Source organism: Streptomyces specialis (genome assembly GCF_001493375.1).
Lineage (GTDB): Bacteria > Actinomycetota > Actinomycetes > Streptomycetales > Streptomycetaceae > Streptomyces > Streptomyces specialis.
Window position 1 is genome coordinate 235,916 of record NZ_LN929769.1, and the last position, 19,481, is coordinate 255,396.

The following is a 19,481-nucleotide window of genomic DNA, read 5'->3' on the forward strand; positions in this document are numbered from 1 at the left end:
CGAAGAGGAGAGAGGAGTGATGCTGCGGCCGATCGGCATTTGCCTAAAAGACACGATGGGGCGCTCTACATCCGCCACCTGAACAACAACATCGACAAGGAAAAACTCAACCTCGGCAACAGCGAGATGGGCGAGGCGCAGCCCAACGCCGACGGCCAGGTCCCGCTCAACATCCTCCTGCTCGGCTCCGACTCCCGCGACGGCGAGGAGAACCAGGAACTCGGCGGTGCCAGCGACCTCGCCGGCGGCCCGGTCCGCGCCGACGTCCAGATGCTCCTGCACGCCTCGGCGGACCGCAGCAACATCACGCTGATCAGCATCCCGCGCGACACCCAGGTCCCCATCCCCGAGTGCACCGACCCGGACACCGGCGAGGTGTACCCGGCGGAGGCGGCGGCGTCGATCAACACGGCGCTCTCGCACGGCGGCCCCGGCTGCGTCGTCGCCACCTGGTGGGAGCTGACCGAGATCCCCATCAGCCACTTCATGATGGTCGACTTCGCCGGCGTCGTGGACATGGCCGACGCGGTCGGCGGTGTGCCGGTCTGCGTCGAGGACAACATCTACGACTCCAAGTCGGGCCTGCGGCTGGAGGCCGGCGAGACCGTCATCGAGGGCGAGCAGGCCCTCCAGTGGCTGCGCACCCGCAAGGCGTTCGGCGACGGCAGCGACATCGGCCGCACCCACGCCCAGCAGATGTATCTGAGCAACATGGTCGAGGAGCTCCAGAACAGCGCCTCCCTCACCGACCCCGGCGAGCTGATGGACCTGGCCGAGGCGGCGACCAACGCCCTCACCGTCGACGAGGGTCTCGGCACCGTCCAGAAGCTCTACGACCTGGGAACGGACCTGCGGTCGGTCCCCAACGACCGCATCAACATGGTCACCCTGCCCTGGCTCCCCGACCCGGCGAACCCGGACGTCACGATCATCCCGGACCCGGTGGCGTCGGAGGAGCTGTTCGAGCTGGTCCGCGACGACATCCCGCTGGACGACCAGGACGCCCGCCCCGCCGACGACGGGTCCGACGACGGGGCCGGGGACGACGGCGGGGACGACGCCTCGGCGTCCCCCGAGGAGACCGCCGACCCCGCGGCCGGCATCGCGATCGGCGTCCGCAACGGCACCGGCCACGGCACGGAGTTCCCCTACCCGGTCCAGGGCCGGGCCGGTGTGATCACCGACGAGCTGCACCGCCTCGGCTTCACCGCCGCCGTGACCGACACCACCCCCGAGTCCTCGCCGACCACCGAGGTGCTCTACCCGGACACCGCCGCCGAGGCCAACGCCAGATCCGTCGCCGAGGCGCTGGGCCTGCCCGACAGCGCGGTCCGCGTCTCGCCGGACGTCCAGCAGATCACCCTGGTCGTCGGCGCCGACTGGCGCGAGGGCACCACGTTCCCCGGAGCCCCCGACGCCACCGGCGACACGGACGCCACCGACGACACAGGCGGCACCGGCGGCGCGGACGACGGTCCGGTCGTGGACGAGGAGGACATCCTCTCCGGCACCGACTCGGCCGATGAGAAGTGCATGCCGGTCAACCCCGCCCACATCTGGTGACGGGACGGGCGGACGGACGGGCCCGGCGTCAGGTGGTGACGGGCTCCCGGCGGCTGGCGATGACCTGCCTCGCCAGCCGTCGCGGGCTGGTCAGGAACCCCCAGCCCCACGACATGTGCATGGTCGCCAGTGCCACCGGCACCCGCAGCCGCGCCCCGGCCGGCAGCCCCTTCCCGGCGGGCAGCGAGCCGAGGATGATCCCCGCCAGATAGCCCGCGGGCACGACGAGACCCCAGGGCGTGAGCACCGCGCCCGCCACGACCCCGGCGGCGATCGCCACCAGCGCGGCGGGCGGCGCGAGGTAGCGCGGGTTGATCGACCCGGCGTGGTAACGGGCCACGACCCGCCGCCAACGCCCGTAGTTCCGGTACTGCTTGGCCAGCTCCCGCACCGAAGGACGCGGCCGGTAGGAGACCAGCAGCTCCGGCGAGAACCAGATCCGCCGCCCCGACCGCCGGATGCGGTAGTTCAGCTCCCAGTCCTGCGCGCGGATGAACTCCTCGTTGTAGCCGCCCAGTTCCTCCAGCACCTCGCGCCGGAACACCCCCAGGTAGACGGTCTCGGCCTCGCCCGCCTCGCCGCCGGTGTGGAACGCCGCGTTCCCCACCCCTATCCGTGAGGTCATCGCGGCGGCCACGGCCCGCTCCCAGTCGTTCTCGCCCTCGGCGTGCATGATCCCGCCGACGTTCGCCGCGCCCGTCTCGGCCAGCAGCCGCACGGCCGTGGCGATGTAGTCGGGCGAGAGCATCCCGTGCCCGTCCACGCGCACCACCACCGGGTGCCGGGAGGCGGCGATGGCCGCGTTCAGCCCGGCGGGCGTCCGGCCGGTCGGATTGGGTACGGTCCGCACCCGGGGGTCCGCGGCCACCAACTCGGCGGCGATCGCGTCGGTCCGGTCCGAGGAGGGACCCAGCGCGATGACGACCTCCAGCTCGCCCGCGTAGTCCTGCTCCAGGATGTGCCGTACGGAGTCCCGCAGATGCCGTTCCTCGTTGAGCACGGGCATGATCACGGACACCGAGGGAGGCGTGGGAATGCTGGTCACCGGAGCACGTTACCGCGTATGGGCGACCCCGGTGCGCGCCGCCCCGGACCGTTGATCCTATGGCCATACGGTGACGGTCGGGAGGTGCCCGACATGCCCGCTACACCCCGCCGCCGCAAGGGCCTGTGCTCCGCGGCCGTCGTCGCCGGACTGGTCCTGACGACCGGCGGGGTGGGCCACATGGTGATCAACGCGGCCGAGCACGGCGTCCAGCGAGTCGATCCGTTCGCCGGCCTGCCCGACCGGCCCGAGGGCGGAGAAGGTCTCACCGTCCTGCTGATCGGCACCGACTCGCGCGAGGGCCTCACCGCCGAGGAACGCGAGCGCTACCACCTCGGCCACGCCTCGTGCTACTGCGCCGACACCGTCCTGCTGCTCCACCTGTCCGCGTCGGGCGACCGGGCGACCGTCGTCAGCCTGCCCCGCGACTCCTACGCCGAACTCCCCGAGCACACCTTCGCCGTCTCCGGCGCCCACCACGCGCCGCACGCCGACAAGCTCAACGCGGCGCTCTCGCACGGCGGTCCGGCGCTCATGGTGCGCACCGTCGAGGACATGACCGGCGTCCGCGTCGACCACTACCTGGAGGTCAGCTTCACCGGCTTCATGCGCGCGGTGGACGAGGTGGGCGGCGTGGAGCTGTGCACCCCGGTCCCGCTGCGCGACGAGCACGCCGGTCTCGACCTGCCGGCCGGCACCAGCCGGCTGAACGGCGCCGAGGCCCTGGCGTACGTCCGCGCCCGGCACGTGGACGGCGACTCCGACCTCGGACGGATGCGGCGCCAGCAGGAGTTCATGGCGGCGTTCGTGGACCGGGCCGTCACCGGTGGGCTGCTGCTCGACCCGGACCGGCTCGCCGGGACGGCCGGCGCGCTGCTCGACTCGGTCCGCGCCGACCCCGGATTCGGTGCCGAACAGATGCTCCAGCTCGCCGAGGGCCTGCGGGACTTCTCACCGACCGACGCCCGCTTCGCGTCCGTGCCCGTCGAGGACACGGGACGCGCGGTACCGGGCCTCGGCTCCACGGTCATCTGGGACTGTCCCGTATACACACCTGACGCTGCCGCCGAAGCAGATCGCGGAGACACGGGCGCGTGGGCTGCTCTTACGCAAAAAGAGCAAAATCTCGTCCTCTTTCTGCACGCCTCCGGCGACGTGCGAGCCCCCCCCCACCACCTCCGCCGCCAGCGTCAGATGTGTAGAAGAACCCCACCCCCCCCCCGCCGACCTGCTGCGTTCCGCGCTCGCCACCGATGCCGCCCGCCCCCTGGTGACGTACTACGACGACGCCACCGGCGAACGGGTCGAACTCTCCGCCGCCACCCTCGCCAACTGGGTGGCGAAGACCGCCAACCTCCTCCAGGACGAGCTGTCCGCCGAGCCCGGCGACCGCCTCGCGCTGCTGCTGCCCGCCCACTGGCAGACCGCCGCATGGCTGCTGGCCACGGCCGCCACCGGAGTGGTCGCGGCCCTGGGCGGCGACCCGGCCGAGGCCGACCTCGTCGTCACCGGCCCCGACCCCCTGGACGAGGCGCGCGCCTGCCGCGGGGAGCGCGTCGCCCTCAGCCTGCGCCCCCTCGGCGCCCGCTTCGCCCAGCCGCCCGCCGGGTTCACCGACTACGCCGTCGCCGTGCCCGCCCAGCCCGACACGTTCGCCGCGTACGACCCGCCGGGCCCCGACCACGCCGCCCTGGTCGCCGACGGCGAGGAGCTGACCGGCCGCGAGGTGGTCGAACGGGCCCGCGCCGACGCCGCCGAACGCGGGCTCGGCCCCGGCGCCGCCCGCAACGTCCTGGTCATCGGCACCGGCGAGCCGGCGGAGGACACGGACCGGGCCCCCCGCCTCACCGGGCTCCTGCTGCTCCACCTCCCCACCGACGGCAGGAGCGCCACCGCCGTGTCCGTCCCGCCCGGCCTCCCGGCCGACGTGCCCGCGTGCGCCGGCCGCGACGGCACCCCGCACCGCGCCACCCGCACCGGCCTCGACCGCGCCCATGCCACCGGAGGCACCGCCTGCCTGATCCGCACCCTGGAACGGCTCACCCGGCTCCGCCTCGACGGCCACACCACGACCACGTCCCTGGCCGCCGCCCCCGCCGGCACCGATGTCTGCGCGTTCCACCGCTCCGGGGCCGCGCCGCCCGAACTGCGCGCCGTACCACCCGGCGCGCTGCGGGTGCTCGACGTCCCGGCCGGCGACGACACCCGCGCCCACGGGCTGCTGACGCGGCTCCGCGGCGAACTGCCGGACACCGGGCAGCCGATCTGCGCCGGGGAACGAGCCGATAAACGCCCCAAAAAGGGTGAGTAGCAAGAGGTTTGCCCCCACCACATCGGGTGGAATGCGTCACCGCGATCGCGGCCCCCGGAACCTGGAGGCTAGTGTGTGCCGTCTGATCCTCTAGAAGGAGCACACGGAGGGCGCACGGTTACGTGGACGCGCAGGGACGTGGGGGCGCGGGCGATGTCGATCCCGCGGATCAGTGGGTGTTCAACCCGGACACCGGCGACTATGAGCTGAGACTGCCTGGCGCGCCCCGCGCCGGACAAGGCGGGCGACCGCCCCAGTCGTCAGCTACCGGTGACCCCGCGCGCCAGGGTCGTAACGCAGCGCCACGCCAGCGTCGCGCACCGTCGACCGGCCCGGGCCGCACGGGCGACGACCCGGCCATGCCGGGCCAGCGCGACCGCCGGGGTCCGCCGCCCAGCCGCCGCAAAGGCCGGAACGCGAAGAGCGCGACCGGCGGCCGGGGGGCGAACGGCGGGAAGCGGCGCAGCCGCACCAAGAAGGCCCTGATGTGGACCGGTGGCAGCCTCGCGATGCTCCTGATCGTGGGCTGCGCCGGCGCCTGGTGGGCCTACAACCGGCTGAACGGCAACATCAACAAGGTCGACGTCGGCATCGAGAACAACTTCCAGTCCGACGAGCCGGTGAACATCCTGTTCATCGGCACCGACACCCGCACCGGCTCGGGCAACGACAGCTACGGCGGCGAGGCCAGCGAGGGCGCGGACACCACGATCCTCATGCACTTCTCCGAGGACCGGACCCACGCCACCGGCCTGAGCATCCCCCGGGACCTCATCACCGACATCCCGGACTGCGAGGTCACGCTGGAGGACGGCTCCAAGGAGATCATCCCCGGCTCCGAGGACGTCCGGTTCAACCAGAGCATGGGCGTCGACGGGCGCGACCCGGGCTGCGTCTGGCGCACGGTCCAGGAGATGACCGGCGTCGAGATCAACCACTTCATGATGGCCGACTTCAACGCCGTCAAGGACCTCTCGTCGGCCGTCGGCGGTGTCCCGATCTGCCTGGCCGAGCCCATCGACGACCCCAAGTCCGGTCTCCAGCTCGACGCCGGACGGCACGAGGTGGAAGGCGAGGAGGCGCTGGCGTTCGTCCGGACCCGCCACTCGGTGGGCACCGGCAGCGACCTGAGCCGGATCGAGCTCCAGCAGCAGTTCGTGGCCTCGATGGCCCGGCAGATCACCGAGGGCGGGATACTCAGCAGCCCCACCCGGTTGTGGGACCTCGCCGACACGGCGACCAGGTCGCTGACCGTGGACACCGGCATCGGGAGCATCGACCAGTTGCGGAACCTCGCCGAGGACCTCGGCCAGGTCCCGATGTCCGACATGAACTTCGTCACCCTGCCGGTCCTGGACAACCCCGCCGAGCCCGAGGGCGCCAAGGCCACCGTCGTCATCGACGAGGCCAGGGCCGAACCGATCTTCCGGATGCTCCGGGAGGACGTCTCCATGACGGACTCCGGGGAGGCCGAGGGCTCCGGGGACTCGGGCGGCTCCGGCGACGAGGAGGCCGGGGGCGGCGCGGACGAGCCCGAGCCGGTCCCGGCCGCCGAGGTCAGGGTCGATGTCTTCAACGGCGGCAACGTGATCGGCGCCGCCCAGGAGACACTGGACTGGTTGCAGAACGCGCAGGGCGTGCCGCTGGCGACCAACGCGGGCAACGCGCCCGAGACGCAGGAGGAGACCACGCTGGAGTACGGCCCCGACCAGGCCGGCCAGGCGGCGACCCTCGCGGAGATGATGGGCCTGCCGGACTCCGCCCTGAAGGAGCAGTCGGCGGACGCCGGAGACGCGCCCATGGTCCTCGTTCTCGGCGACGACTTCCGCGGGGCGGGGGAGCCCATCGAGGTGCCCGCCGAGCTGCCGGAGGACGTCAACAGCATCACGGCGGACGACGAAGACGTCTGCGCCTCGTAGGGGGGCCGCCCGGGAAGCAGCCGGCTATACAAATATGACGCTGCCGACGAGGAGGTGAGCCCCGCCCCCGCCAAGAACGGCGGAAGCGGCGACAAGAGCGACAAGGACGAGAACGGGAAGAGCGCCGACGCCGTCTGCTAGCGCACGGTGATGAACGCGTCGGCGGCGCGCGGTGGCCTGGGCCGGGGCGGGGCCGCCGCGTGACCCACCGCCACCGCGCCCATCGGGTCCCAGCTCTCCGGCAGCCCCAGCTCCGCCCGGACGGCGTCCCGGCAGAACATCGTGGACGACACCCACGCCGAGCCCAGACCCTCGCCAGCGAGCGCCACCAGCAGGTTCTGCACCCCGGCGCCCGCGGCGACGACGAACATCTCGCGTTCCGCCGCGTTCCGCCGCTCGTCCGGGTAGGTGTGCGAGCCCTCCATCACCATGCAGGGCACCACCAGATACGGCGCCGCGCGCAGCACGTCGCCCCGGCGCACGCGCTTGGCGATGGACTCCTCGGACTTGCCGTCGCCCCGCAGGTCGGCGATCCACGCGTCCCGCATCACGTCCAGCAGCCTCGTCCGCGCACCGGCGGACTCCAGCAGCACGAACCGCCACGGCGTCGTGTGATGCGGCGCCGGGGCGGTCACCGCGGCGGCCACCGCCCGCCGTACCGCCGCCGGGTCCACCGGGTCCGCCGTGAACGCGCGGACCGTCCTGCGCAGCGTGACGGCCTCGCGCACCGCCTCCGAGGTGCCCAGCCGGAACATGTCCAGCGCCGGGTCACGGATCAGGTCCCGCGCGCCGCCCCCGGCCGCGCCGTCCCCGACGCGGTGGCCCAGACCCCGGATCACCGCGACCGGCAGCCCGGCCGTCTTGCCCTTGACCAGCTCACCCGCGCCCGCCAGCTCGTCGCCCACGGCGGTCACGGTGACGTCGAACTGCTTGCCGAACGTGTCGGTCCCGCCGCGCAGGTCGTCCAGGACCGAGACCCCGGCCGCGCCGATCGCCACATCGGTCTGCCCCTCGCGCCAGGGCCGCCCGAAGGTGTCGGTGATGATCACACCGACTTCGACCCCGAGCCGCTCCCGCAGCCCGCGCCGGATGCGCTCCGCCGAGGCGTCCGGGTCCTCCGGCAGCAACAGCACGGTCCCGACGGGCGTGTTGGAGGCGTCCACACCGGCCGCCGCCATCACGAAACCCTGCCGGGACTCCACGATCCGGGCCCGTCCGCGCCGCGCGACGACCCGGACGGTCTCCTCGTCGATGGCGGCCTCGCGGTCGTCGGCCTGCCGGACGCGACCCTCCGCCTTGCTCACGATCTTCGACGTGACGACGACGATGTCGCCGTCCCGCAGCCCCGGCAGCCCGGGGGCGGTGGCGCGGTCCGCGATGAGCGCGGCCGGCTCGTCGCCCGGCCCGACCTCCGGTATGCCCGGCACGGCCCACACGTGGTAGGAGGGCACGTCCGCCGGAACCGCCCCCTCCGTCACGTCCGTCTCATCCGTCCGGTCCGTCACGGGGCCGCGACCTCCTCGGCGAGCGCCAGCGCCTCCCGCGCCATCGCGGCGGTGGCGTCGAGGTCGGTCATCAGCAGCGGAACGGCCCGGCAGCGGATGCCGTCGGCCTCCACCGCCTTGACCGCCTCCTCGTCCACGGTGTCCACCAGCCAGCCGTCCAGCAGCCCCGGGCCGTAGTGCCGGGCCACGGCGGCGGCGGTCGCCGGCACGCCCACGGCGGCCAGCACCTTGTCGGCCATGCCGCGCACCGGGGCGTCGCCGATGATGGGGGAGAGACCGACGACCGGGACGCCGGCGTTCTCGATGGCCTCCCTGATCCCGGGCACGGCCAGGATCGTGCCGACGCTCACCACCGGGTTCGACGGCGGGAACAGGACGGCGTCCGCCGCCGCGACGGCCTCCAGCACGCCCGGCGCGGGCGCGGACTGCTCGGCGCCGACCGGGATCACCGCGTGCGCGGGGACCGCGGCCCGCAGCCGCACCCAGTACTCCTGGAAGTGCACCGCCTTCCGGCCACCGTCGCCGTCGTCGATCAGCACGTGGGTCTCCACGCGGTCGTCCGTCATCGGCAGCAGCCGCACGCCCGGCTCCCAGCGCTTGCACAGCGCCTCGGTGACCGCGCTGAGCGGATACCCGGCGGCGATCATCTGGGTGCGGACGATGTGCGTGGCGAAGTCGCGGTCGCCCAGGCCGAACCACTCGGGGCCGACCCCGTACGCGGCCAGCTCCTCCTTGACGGTGAACGTCTCCGCCGCGCGGCCCCAGCCCTGCTCCTCGTGGATGCCGCCGCCGAGTGTGTACATCACGGTGTCCAGGTCGGGACAGACCTTGAGACCGAAGAGATGGATGTCGTCACCGGTGTTGCCGATGACGGTGATCTCCGCGTCCGGGGCGGCGCGCCGCAGACCGCGCAGGAAGCGCGCGCCGCCGATACCGCCGGACAGAACCACGAAGCGTCGCATGCCCGCCAGTCTGTCAGCAGGTGAGGACATCGCGCGGCGCGGGTTCGGCATGCGGGCGCGCGTACATGCGCATCTCGGTGAGGCCGGGGAAGTAGATGTGCAGGCTGGCGGCGGGCTCCAGCGAGGCGTTGACCACCTCGTGGACATAGCCCGGCGCGAAGACCCGCATCGAACCCGGCGTCAGCACCCGGCTGCCGCGGCCCACGGCGTGCTCGGTCAACGCGCCCGACAGCACCGTGTACAGGCCGTTGGAGCCGCCGTGGTCGTGCCGGCCGCTGCCCTGCCCGGGCACCCAGCTCAGCAGCCACACCTCGTACCCAGGACCGGTCAGGAGCCGGTGATACCAGCGGCTGACCGCGTCGTACCGCACCAGGGGCGCCCAACACGCGCGATCACCCGCGAGCGCGGCGGCCAGGGCGGCGAACTGCGCGACGGTGGCGGGGTGCTCGGGAGCGGGCGGCAGCAGATGCGGGATCGCCAGCGGGTCGCCGGCGATTTCGTTGTCGTTGTCCATGGAGTGAGATGTCGCCATCGGTCGGTGGGAAGGGATGCCCCGGAAGGGATGCCCCAGGGGAGCGTCGGGGGCGCGCGCTTGTCAACCTCGCGCGCTGTCGGGGGCATTGTTTCATCCCTTCCGGTCTGGCGTCAGGGGAAAGGTTTATGCACCGCGAAGTGAGGACAGATGCCGCATCACCCGTGCCTCCGGGCGCCGTTGCCCATCCGTGATCCGGCTGTGATCCTCATCGCTGCCGTACGCGGTCGGCAACGCATTCGGTGCCAGGTTCGTCTCTCCCTTACGTACGGGACATGAAGTGGGAGGAGAACGACCGGATTGTGCGGCTGGGGGTCGCGCGGGCGAGCATGGTTTGTGGCGTTTTGAACACTTTCTGTATGGCTGTGGTGCCACAGGGTGAATCATCGGGTGAATAGCAGATCGTGGCTTGACTGCCGCAGAGCGCCCCACTTGTAATTTCACTCATGTCGTTCGAGCGGGATCGATAACGACGACATCACGGGGAAGCAAAGACGACGAGGGGCGCGCATATGACCGAGCTGTTCCAACAACTGCTGGTCGACCAGGCGGACGAAGAGCTCGGCTGGCAGGAGCGCGCGCTGTGCGCCCAGACCGACCCCGAGTCGTTCTTCCCCGAGAAGGGCGGATCCACGCGCGAGGCCAAGAAGGTCTGCCTCGCCTGCGAGGTCCGCTCCGAATGTCTTGAATATGCCCTCGCCAACGACGAACGTTTCGGAATCTGGGGTGGATTGTCCGAACGTGAACGTCGCCGCCTGAAGAAGGCCGCTGTCTGACCCCGGCTGACCGTTCCTTTCGCGGCTCGGGAGGCCCCGACGGTCCCAGCCGCTAGGGTGTGGCTCGTCCGAGACGTCCCGCCGCCGGCGCAGCGCGGCAGCGTCCACACCGTCCAGCGAACCGGGGCCAGCACCTCGATGTCCGTGCACAGCCAGCAGGCGGCGTCGCACCAGGCCGCCCATCCCGAATTCCCCCGGCACGTCGTCACCGCCGTGCTCGTCTCGCACGACGGCGAACGCTGGCTCCCCGACGTCCTGACCGGTCTCCTCGGACAGGACCGGCCGGTGCAGGACGTCATCGCCGCCGACACCGGCAGCGCCGACTCCTCCGCCACGCTGCTCAGCGAGGCGTTCGGCTCCGACCGCGTCCTGCACCTCGCCCGCCGCACCGGCTTCGGCGCCGCCGTCGCCGAGGCCGCCCGCACCGCGCCGGTGCTCACCCCGGACGACCTGCCGTACCTTAAGCGCCCCAACGCCTGGGACCCGGTGACCCGCACCTGGGACACCAGCACCTACGACCTGCCCGAGCTGCCCTTCGGCGAGCCCGTCCACTGGCTGTGGCTGCTCCACGACGACGCCGCGCCCGACCCCGGAGCCCTCACCGAGCTGCTGCGGCAGGCCGACGCCAGCCCCTCCGCCGTCATCGTCGGCGCCAAGCAGCGCGGCTGGTACGACCGCAGACAGCTTCTCGAAGTCGGCGTCTCCATCGCGAGCAGCGGACGCCGCTGGACCGGCCTCGACCGCCGCGAGCAGGACCAGGGCCAGCACGACCAGGTCCGGCCCGTCCTGTCCGTCTCCACCGCGGGCATGCTGGTGCGGCGCGACATCTTCGACCGCCTCGGCGGCTTCGACCGCAGGCTGCCCCTGATGCGCGACGACGTCGACCTGTGCTGGCGCGCCCAGGCCGCCGGACACCGGGTCCTCATCGCGCCCGCCGCCGTTCTCCGGCACGCCGAGGCGTCCTCCCGCGAGCGCCGCTCCATCGACTGCGCCGGCCGCCTGGGCGGCAGCCCGCACCGCATCGACAAGGCCGCCGCCTCGTACACCCTGCTCGTCAACTCCCGCGGCCGTCTGCTGCCCTGGATCCTCCTGCGGCTCATCGTCGGCACGCTGCTGCGCGTCCTGGCCTACCTCGTCGGCAAGCTGCCGGGCCGCGCCCTGGACGAGGCCGCCGGGCTGCTGGCCACCCTGCTGCGCCCCGGCCTCATCGTCGCCGCCCGCCGCCGCCGCGCCAGGACCGCCGACCCGAACACCGCCCCCGAGGACCTGCGGCCCCTCTTCCCGACCCTGCTCGCGACCGTCCGGACCACCGTCGAGCAGTTCGCGGGCGGCCTCACCCGCCGCACCGAACCCACCACGGCCTTCGCCGGCCGGCACGGCGGCGCCGTCGAGTCGGGACCGGGCGACGACGACACCGACGCCCTGGAGATCGAGCAGTTCGCCCGCGTCCGGCGGCTGGCCCGCCGCCCCGGGCCCATGCTCTTCCTCGGCCTCCTCCTGGCCTCCCTGCTCGCCTGCCGCGACCTTCTCGGCGGCGGCGTCCTCACCGGCGGCGCCCTGCTGCCCGCGCCCGGCGACGCCGGCGCCCTGTGGGACCGGTATCTGGGCACCTGGCAGCCCGTCGGTACCGGCGGCACCGAATCCGCCCCGCCCTACCTCGCGCTCCTCGCCCTGCTCTCCTCCGCGCTGTTCGGCGGCACCGGCCCGGCCATGACGCTGCTGCTGGTCGCCTCCGTGCCGCTGGCCGGCGTCAGCGCGTACTTCTCGTCCCGGCCCCTGCTGATGTCCCGGCTGCTGCGCGCCTGGGCGAGCGTCGCCTACGCCTTCCTGCCCGCCGTCACCGGCGCGCTCGCCGGAGGACGGATCGGCACCGCCGTGCTGGCCGTGCTGCTGCCCCCGCTCGCCCGCACCGCCGTCGCCGCCGCCGGGCTCACCCGCCCCGACGGCCGCGGCTCCTGGCGCGCGGTGTGGGCCTGCGCGCTGCTGCTGACCGTGACCACCGCGTTCACCCCGGTCGTCTGGCCCCTCGCCGCCGTCCTCGCCGTGGCGGCCCTGGCGATCCCGTTCGCCGCCGAGCGGTCCGGGCCCTCCCGCGCCCCGGCCGCCGCGCCGCCCGCGGCCAGGGCCGCCCGGCTCGGCGCGCTGCTGGCCACCCCGGCCGTGCTGCTCGGCCCCTGGTCCTGGTCGGTGCTGCTGAGCCCGTCGGAGTTCCTGCACGAGGCCGGCCTCCGCTTCGAGACGGGCCGGGCCGACCCGTTCCAGCTCCTGAACATCAACCCCGGCGGCCCCGGCACCCCCGGCACCTGGCTGCTCGCCGGCCTGCTCCTGGCCGCCCTCGGCGCGCTGCTCCGCAAGGAACGGCGGCCGGCCATCATCACCGCCTGGACCACCGCCCTCGTCGCGCTGCTCTTCGCCGTCTGGTCCGGCAGCGACGGCTGGGCCGGCCCCGCCACCCTCGTCTACGGGCTCGCGCTGCTGAGCGCCGCCGTGCTCGGCGCCGACGGCGCCCGGTACCGGGTCGCCGCGCAGAGCTTCGGCTGGCGCCAGCCCGTCGCCGTGGCCATCGCCGGCGCCGCCGCGGCCGGGCCGCTGCTCGTCGCCGCCGGCTGGATCCTCGGCGGCGCGGACGGCCCGCTGGAGCGCGGCGAGGCCGAGCAGGTCCCCGCCTTCGTCGCCGAGGAGAGCACCACCCAGGACCAGGCCCGCACCCGGGTCCTCGCGGGCGAGGGCGAGAGCGCCGAGGGCCCCGCCGAGCAGGTCACGTACGCCCTGGTGCGCGGCTCGGGCGCCCGCCTCGGCGACGCCGACCTGGCCCGGCTGCTCGGCGAGGACTCCGCCCTCGGCGAGGCCGTGGGCGACCTCGTGGCCGGCTCCGGCGCCGACCAGACCGCCGTCCTCGCCGACTACGCCGTGCGGTACGTGCTGGTCCAGGACGGCTCGCCGCGCGAGCTGCACCGCGTCCTCGACACCACCCCCGGCCTGCTGCGGCTCAGCCAGGAGGACGGCGGCGCCCTGTGGCGGGTGGACCGCGAGGTCTCCCGCGTCATGATCACCCCCGCCGAGGAGGAGGGCGCGGGCGCCGAACCCGTCACCGTCCCGGCCGGCGCGGTCGAGGTGCACACCCGCCTGCCCGACGGGCCGGCCGGCCGCACGCTGCGCCTGGCCGACGCCGCGTCGTCCGGCTGGCAGGCCACCCTCGACGGCGAGCCGCTGACCCCCGTCACCGTCGACGGCTGGGCCCAGGGCTTCGAACTCCCCGCGGGCGGCGGCCAACTGGACGTCGTGTACGACACCTCCGCCGGACACACCCTGTGGGTCTGGGTCCAGGGCTTCGCCCTGCTCGTCCTCGGCGTGCTCTCCCTGCCGGACCGCCGCCGCGAGCTGGACGACGACCTGCCCGAGGAGCCGCAGGCCGAGCAGGCGCCGCAGGGCCGCCGGGCCCGCCGGCAGGCCGCCGCGGCGGCCACCGCCGACCCCGTCGCCGCGCCGGCACCGGCCCCGTACGACCCCGGACCCGACTTCGGCCCCGACCCCGGGGCCGCACCCGAGCAGCAGCCCTACCCCGACTACCCGGGCCCGTACCAGGACCCCGGTCCCGCCTACCCGGGCGGCCGGCCCATCCCGTCCCAGCCCTACGGCTGGGACGACCAGGGGTACGACCAGAGTTACGTCGAGCCGTACGACTACCCGGCCGACTACGGCGACGGGAGCAACCAGTCGTGAACCGCGCCCCCCTCTCCCTCCTCGCCGCCCTGGCCGCGCTCGTCGCCGTCACCGGCTTCGCGTCGCTGGGCACCGACGACACGGACACCGGCCGGGAGACGTCCGCGTCCGAGAGCCCGCGCCCCGTCGAGCGCCGCGCGCTGACCTGCCCAAGGCCCACCGCCGCCGAATCGGCCACCACCACGTACACCGCGTTCCCCCCGGCCGCCGACGGCCCGGCCCCCGAGGGCGACGACGGCGGCAGCGCCGCGCTGCTGCCCGCACCGGAGCACGCGCCGGGCACCGAGGAGGAGCCGGCGGACGAGGAGGACACCGCGCCGCAGCCGGAGGCCGCCGAGCCGGTCGTCCCGCTCCAGGAGCCGGGCGTCCCCGTCGCGGCCCGTGTCGAGGAGGCGGGCGCCCCGGCCCTGACCGGCACCGCCGAAGGACCTCTCGCGCCGGGCTGGACCGTGCAGCAGACCACCACCGTCCCGTCCGGCGCCGGCCGCGGCCTGCTGGGCACCTCCTGCCAGACGCCGGACACCGAGTTCTGGTTCGCCGGCGCCAGCACCGCCGACAGCCGGCACGACTACGTCCACATCACCAACCCCGACCAGACCGCCACCGTCGTCGACATCGACCTCTACGGCCCCGACGGCCGCCTGGAGTCGGACGCCGGGCAGGGCATCACCGTGCCGCCGGGCTCCACCGTCCCGGTCCGGCTCTCCACCCTGAACGACGACCCGCAGACCGACCTCGCCGTGCACGTCACCGCCCGCACCGGCCGCATCGGCGCCCTGGTCGAGGCCGTGGACGAGACACTCGGCGCGGACTGGCTGCCGCCCTCCACCGGCCCCGCCGGCCGCGTCGTCCTGCCCGGCATCCCGGCCGACGCGACCTCCGTGCGGCTGGTCGCCTTCGCGCCCGGCGACGAGGACATCACGCTCGACGTCGGCCTGGCCGGACCGGGCGGCACGATCACCCCCGCCGGCCACGAGACGGTGTCCGTCCACGCGGGCACGCTCACCGCGATCGACCTGGGGAACCTCACCCAGGGCGACCCCGGCTCCCTCGTCCTCACCCCAGCCGACGGCTCGGGCACCGGCACGGTCGCCGCCGCGCTGCGGATCACGACCGGCGAGGACGACGAGCGGGAAACGGCGTTCATCGCGGCCACCACCCCCGTCGAGCGGCGGGCCGTCGTCTCCGGCAACACCGTCTCCGGCACCGAACTCGCCCTGGCCGCCCCCGACGAGGCCGCCGAGGTCGAGGTCACGTACTCGGCGGGCACCGAGGGCGGCGAGCCCGTCACCGAGACCCACACCGTCGAGGCCGGCACCACGCTGGTCCTGACGCCCGCGCTGCCCGACGCGGCCGAGGGCGAGTTCGCCCTCACGGTCCGGCACACCGGCGGCGGCTCGCTGTACGCGTCGCGCGCGCTCACCGCGGAGGAGGACGACATGACGATGCTCACCGTCCAGACACTCCCCGACGACCGCTCGACGGTGGCCGTGCCCGAGACCCGTCAGGACCTGTCCGTCCTCACGGACTGACGGGCCGCACGGCCCCGGCGGGGGCTCAGTCCTGGCCGTACTTGGGATCGACGGACTCCGGGCTGAGCCCGAGCAGCTCCGCCGCCTGCTCCACGACCACCTCGTGCACGAGCTGCGCGCGCTCGTCACGGTCCCGCGCCCGCAGCTCCACCGGCCGCCGGTACACCACGATCCGGTCGGGCTGCCCGCCCCTGGCCCGGATCACCCCGCCCAGCGGCACGCCGTCCACCTCCGCCGCCCCGGGGCCGCCGTCCGCGCGCGGCAGCCACGGCACCTCCTGCACGGCGAAGTCCACTCCGCCGAGCTGGGGAAGCCGGCGCCGCAGCCGTTCCGCCGAGTCGTGGACCAGGGAGTCGAACGTGTCGGCCCGGCTGATCGCCAGCGGCACCTGGGGCGGCGCCACGGGTCCGCGCATGCCCCGGCCGTGCCGGTCCCGGTGCCGATGACGGTCGGCCGGGCCGGACGGAACCGGGGGGACGCTGCTGGAATTGTCCATCGCCTCCGACCTTAGAGGACTTCCGGCCGCGGGGTGAGAACACCGGTTGTCACCTGCCACCACAGGGCAACGACACGGTCGCGCGAGGCCGGGGAGAGTCGTCGCGGGCCGCTCAGGAGTGCGGTACGGTCCAACATCGTGAGCCCCGTACGTCGCTGTTCGCGCACCGCGTGCGCCCGCCCCGCCGTGGCGACGCTCACCTATGTCTACGCGGACTCCACGGCCGTGCTCGGCCCGCTCGCCACCTACGCCGAGCCGCACTGCTACGACCTGTGCGCCCAGCACTCGGAGCGGCTGACCGCCCCCCGCGGCTGGGAGGTCGTCCGGCTCGCCGTCGACCCCGGCCTGGTCCGGCCCGGCACCGACGACCTGGAGGCGCTCGCCGACGCCGTCCGCGAGGCCGCCCGCACCCCCGCCCGCGGGACGGCCCGGCCCGAAGGACCGCCGGAGGGCGCCGACCCCATGGAGGTCGCCCGCCGGGGGCATCTGAGGGTCCTCCGCTCGCCGGAGCAATAAAGCTGCCCGGTACATTGAGGACGCGCGCACCCGACAGCACCCGCCCTCCCATCGACTCCAAGACAAGGGGTTAGCTGTGCCGGATCTGTCACACATCGTGAAGGCCTACGACGTCCGCGGAGTGGTTCCCGATCAGTGGGACGAGCGGCTGGCCGAGCTCTTCGGTGCCGCGTTCGCGGAGATCACCGGCGCTTCCGCCGTCGTCATCGGCCACGACATGCGCCCGTCGTCCCCCGGCCTGGCCCGCGCCTTCGGCCGCGGCGCCGCCGCCCGCGGCGCGGACGTCACCGAGATCGGCCTCTGCTCCACCGACCAGCTCTACTACGCCAGCGGCGCCCTGGACCTGCCGGGCGCGATGTTCACCGCCAGCCACAACCCCGCGCAGTACAACGGCATCAAGATGTGCCGCGCGGGCGCCAAGCCCATCGGCCAGGACAGCGGCCTCGCCGACATCCGCGCCCTCGTCGAGCGCTGGTCGGAGGAGGGCGCCCCGGCCCCCGCCGCCACCACCGGCGGCCTGACCCAGCGGGACGTCCTGAAGGACTACGCGGCCCATCTGCGCACCCTCGTGGACCTCACCGGCATCCGCCCGCTGAAGGTCGTCGTGGACGCGGGCAACGGCATGGGCGGGCACACCGTCCCCACCGTGTTCGAGGGACTGCCCATCGAACTCGACCCGATGTACTTCGAGCTGGACGGCACCTTCCCCCACCACGAGGCCAACCCGCTGGACCCGGCCAACATCGTGGACCTCCAGGCCCGCGTGAGGGCCACCGGCGCCGACCTCGGCCTCGCCTTCGACGGCGACGCCGACCGCTGCTTCGTCGTGGACGAACGCGGCGAGCCCGTGCCGCCCTCCGCCATCACCGCCCTGGTCGCCGCCCGCGAGCTGGCCAAGGCCCCCGGCTCGGCCGTCATCCACAACCTGATCACCTCCTGGTCCGTCCCCGAGGTCGTCAAGGAGAACGGCGGCACCCCCGTCCGCACCCGCGTCGGGCACTCGTTCATCAAGGCCGAAATGGCCCGCACCGGCGCCATCTTCGGCGGCGAGCACTCCGCCCACTACTACTTCCGCGACTTCTGGAACGCCGACACCGGCATGCTCGCCGCCCTCCACGTCCTCGCCGCCCTCGGCGAGCAGGACGGCCCGCTGTCCGCGCTCGTCGCCGCCTACGACCGGTACGCGGCCTCGGGCGAGATCAACAGCCGGGTCGAGGACCAGGCCGGACGCGCCGCGGCGGTCAGGGCCGCGTTCGCCGACCGGCCCGGCGTCACCCTCGACGAACTCGACGGCCTCACCGTCACCGCCGCCGACTGGTGGTTCAACCTGCGGGCCTCCAACACCGAGCCGCTGCTCCGCCTGAACATCGAGGCGCGCGACGCCGCCACCGTCGACAAGCTCCGCGACGAGGTCCTCGGCATCGTCCGTGCCTGAGCGCCTGAGCACCGGGTTCTGAGCCCCTGGACGACCCGGCTCGCGATGCCGGGGTGGCGTCCCTCCGGGTAGGGTGACCGGCGTAAGCCATCCACCCGCGGAGGGACGCCATGCCGCTCGTCGAAGCAGCCCTGCTGGACATCCTCGCCTGCCCGGTGTGCCACGGCGCGCTCCGCGAGGACGGCGAGGAGCTGGTCTGCGGCGGCGAGAGCTGCGGGCTGGCGTACCCGGTGCGGGGCGGCGTTCCCGTCCTGCTGGAGGACGAGGCCCGCCGGACCGGCTGAGGCCCCCGTCGGCGATCGGACCGCGCATGATCGACGAATCGATGCTCGACACCCCGGACGAGCTGCTCCGCGCCGACCCCCACGGCCTGCTCCGCGCCGTCGCGGCGGGCGGCGCGCATGTCCGCACCGCGGCCCGGAGCGCCGAGGAGTCCGGGCTCGCCCGCATCTCACCCGAAGGCCGCCCCGGCACGCTGCTCGTCGCGGGCGCTGGACCCGAAGTCCCGCTCGGGGCCGGGCTCCGGGGCGCCCTCACCGAGGACGCCGCCCGCGCCGCCCGCCTGCGGCCCACCGGCGCCCTGGCCGCCCGCGGCGCGCTGACCTGGCCGCTGCCCCGCTGGGCCGGGCCCCTCGACCTGCTGCTCATCACCTCCGCCGAGGGCACCGAGCCCGGCCTGACGCTCCTGCTGGAGGCCGCGTTCCGGCGCGGCTGCGCCGTCGTCACGGTCAGCCCCGCCGGCTCCCCGCTGGCCGAGCTGACGCTCCACCGGCGGAACCTGGCCCTCCCGTACACCCCGGCACCCCACCACGAGTCCACCGGCCACCCGGCCGCCCCGGGCCCCGCCTGGGCGCTGCTCACCCCGCTGCTGCTGCTCGGCGACCGGCTGAACCTGTTCGACGCCGGCCCCGCCGCCGTCCAGGCCCTGGCCGACCGGCTCGACGCCGTCGCCGAACGCTGCGGCCCCTCGGTGCGGACCCACGAGAACGCGGCCAAGGCGCTGGCCGCCGAGTTCAGCGCCACCCTGCCGCTGCTGTGGACCGAGGGCCCCGTCGCGCGCGCCGCCGCCCGGCACGCCGTGGCCACCCTCCACGCCCTCCCCCCGTCCCTTCTACACATCTGACGCTGCCCACGAAGAGCACCACAGGCACAGCGGCGGTGCACGT

The 19,481-nt window shown here is 74.1% G+C and carries 14 protein-coding genes and 2 pseudogenes; 11 read left to right on the top strand and 5 right to left on the bottom strand.

Annotation, left to right across the window (positions count from 1 at the left end; translation table 11 throughout):
• Window positions 1–39 precede the first annotated feature (39 nt).
• Window positions 40–1,563 (top strand): LCP family protein, encoded by a 1,524-nt coding sequence (locus BN2279_RS06315; RefSeq protein WP_059007258.1) that lies wholly within the window; start codon window positions 40–42, stop codon window positions 1,561–1,563.
• A gap of 28 nt (window positions 1,564–1,591) precedes the next feature.
• Here the strand turns inward: BN2279_RS06315 and BN2279_RS06320 are convergent, their stop codons facing one another.
• A complete protein-coding gene (locus BN2279_RS06320; RefSeq protein WP_407702195.1) occupies window positions 1,592–2,608 on the bottom strand; it encodes a glycosyltransferase family 2 protein in 1,017 nt (338 codons plus the stop codon).
• 180 nt (window positions 2,609–2,788) lie between these two features.
• On the opposite strand from BN2279_RS06320, the pseudogene BN2279_RS31405 reads away from it, so the two are divergent.
• The 3 genes and pseudogenes from BN2279_RS31405 to BN2279_RS06335 all read left to right on the top strand — a co-directional run.
• Window positions 2,789–3,367, top strand: a pseudogene (locus BN2279_RS31405) (LCP family protein); the annotation flags it as partial.
• Window positions 3,368–3,836: 469 nt separating this feature from the next.
• A pseudogene (locus BN2279_RS31410) lies at window positions 3,837–4,505 on the top strand (TIGR03089 family protein); the annotation flags it as partial.
• A 773-nt stretch (window positions 4,506–5,278) separates the two neighbouring features.
• Entirely contained in the window at window positions 5,279–6,838 is a 1,560-nt protein-coding gene (locus BN2279_RS06335; protein WP_324612820.1) for an LCP family protein, read from the top strand.
• A 137-nt stretch (window positions 6,839–6,975) separates the two neighbouring features.
• Here the strand turns inward: BN2279_RS06335 and BN2279_RS06340 are convergent, their stop codons facing one another.
• The 3 genes from BN2279_RS06340 to BN2279_RS06350 are packed head-to-tail and all read right to left on the bottom strand — an operon-like array spanning window position 6,976 to window position 9,819.
• The gene (locus tag BN2279_RS06340) at window positions 6,976–8,343 is read right to left on the bottom strand and encodes a coenzyme F420-0:L-glutamate ligase (RefSeq protein WP_199827644.1); all 1,368 of its coding nucleotides are present in this window, start codon (window positions 8,341–8,343) and stop codon (window positions 6,976–6,978) included.
• Entirely contained in the window at window positions 8,340–9,305 is a 966-nt protein-coding gene (gene cofD, locus BN2279_RS06345) for a 2-phospho-L-lactate transferase (RefSeq protein ID WP_059007264.1), read from the bottom strand. The genes BN2279_RS06340 and cofD overlap by 4 nt, the downstream gene beginning before the upstream one ends.
• A 13-nt stretch (window positions 9,306–9,318) precedes the next feature.
• A complete protein-coding gene (locus BN2279_RS06350) occupies window positions 9,319–9,819 on the bottom strand; it encodes a cysteine dioxygenase (protein ID WP_059007266.1) in 501 nt (166 codons plus the stop codon).
• A gap of 530 nt (window positions 9,820–10,349) precedes the next feature.
• Here BN2279_RS06350 and BN2279_RS06355 point away from each other — a divergent pair.
• The 3 genes from BN2279_RS06355 to BN2279_RS06365 all read left to right on the top strand — a co-directional run bounded on the left by BN2279_RS06355 (window position 10,350) and on the right by BN2279_RS06365 (window position 15,868).
• The gene (locus BN2279_RS06355; protein ID WP_049578918.1) at window positions 10,350–10,613 is read left to right on the top strand and encodes a WhiB family transcriptional regulator; all 264 of its coding nucleotides are present in this window, start codon (window positions 10,350–10,352) and stop codon (window positions 10,611–10,613) included.
• A 138-nt stretch (window positions 10,614–10,751) separates the two neighbouring features.
• Window positions 10,752–14,336 carry a glycosyltransferase family 2 protein gene (locus BN2279_RS06360; RefSeq protein WP_059007345.1) on the top strand — a complete coding sequence of 1,195 codons (3,585 nt, stop codon included), beginning with the start codon at window positions 10,752–10,754 and terminating at the stop codon, window positions 14,334–14,336.
• Entirely contained in the window at window positions 14,333–15,868 is a 1,536-nt protein-coding gene (locus BN2279_RS06365) for a DUF5719 family protein (protein WP_059007268.1), read from the top strand. The genes BN2279_RS06360 and BN2279_RS06365 overlap by 4 nt, the downstream gene beginning before the upstream one ends.
• Window positions 15,869–15,893: 25 nt before the next feature.
• Here BN2279_RS06365 and BN2279_RS06370 read toward each other — a convergent pair whose 3' ends face one another.
• Window positions 15,894–16,364: a metallopeptidase family protein gene (locus tag BN2279_RS06370; RefSeq protein ID WP_059007270.1), complete on the bottom strand. Its 471-nt coding sequence runs from the start codon at window positions 16,362–16,364 to the stop codon at window positions 15,894–15,896.
• A gap of 135 nt (window positions 16,365–16,499) precedes the next feature.
• Between BN2279_RS06370 and BN2279_RS06375 the strand changes: the two genes are divergently transcribed.
• The 4 genes from BN2279_RS06375 (at window position 16,500) to BN2279_RS06385 (ending at window position 19,438) form a co-directional block, all read left to right on the top strand.
• Window positions 16,500–16,880 (top strand): DUF3499 domain-containing protein, encoded by a 381-nt coding sequence (locus BN2279_RS06375; RefSeq protein ID WP_234347509.1) that lies wholly within the window; start codon window positions 16,500–16,502, stop codon window positions 16,878–16,880.
• A gap of 76 nt (window positions 16,881–16,956) precedes the next feature.
• Window positions 16,957–18,315, top strand: coding sequence for a phosphomannomutase/phosphoglucomutase (locus tag BN2279_RS06380; RefSeq protein ID WP_059007274.1), 1,359 nt, complete (start codon window positions 16,957–16,959; stop codon window positions 18,313–18,315).
• 110 nt (window positions 18,316–18,425) lie between these two features.
• Window positions 18,426–18,599 carry a Trm112 family protein gene (locus BN2279_RS27285; protein WP_079031895.1) on the top strand — a complete coding sequence of 58 codons (174 nt, stop codon included), beginning with the start codon at window positions 18,426–18,428 and terminating at the stop codon, window positions 18,597–18,599.
• 26 nt (window positions 18,600–18,625) lie between these two features.
• On the top strand, window positions 18,626–19,438 hold the full coding sequence (locus tag BN2279_RS06385) for a hypothetical protein (RefSeq protein WP_059007276.1): 813 nt from the start codon (window positions 18,626–18,628) through the stop codon (window positions 19,436–19,438).
• Window positions 19,439–19,481: the final 43 nt, after the last annotated feature.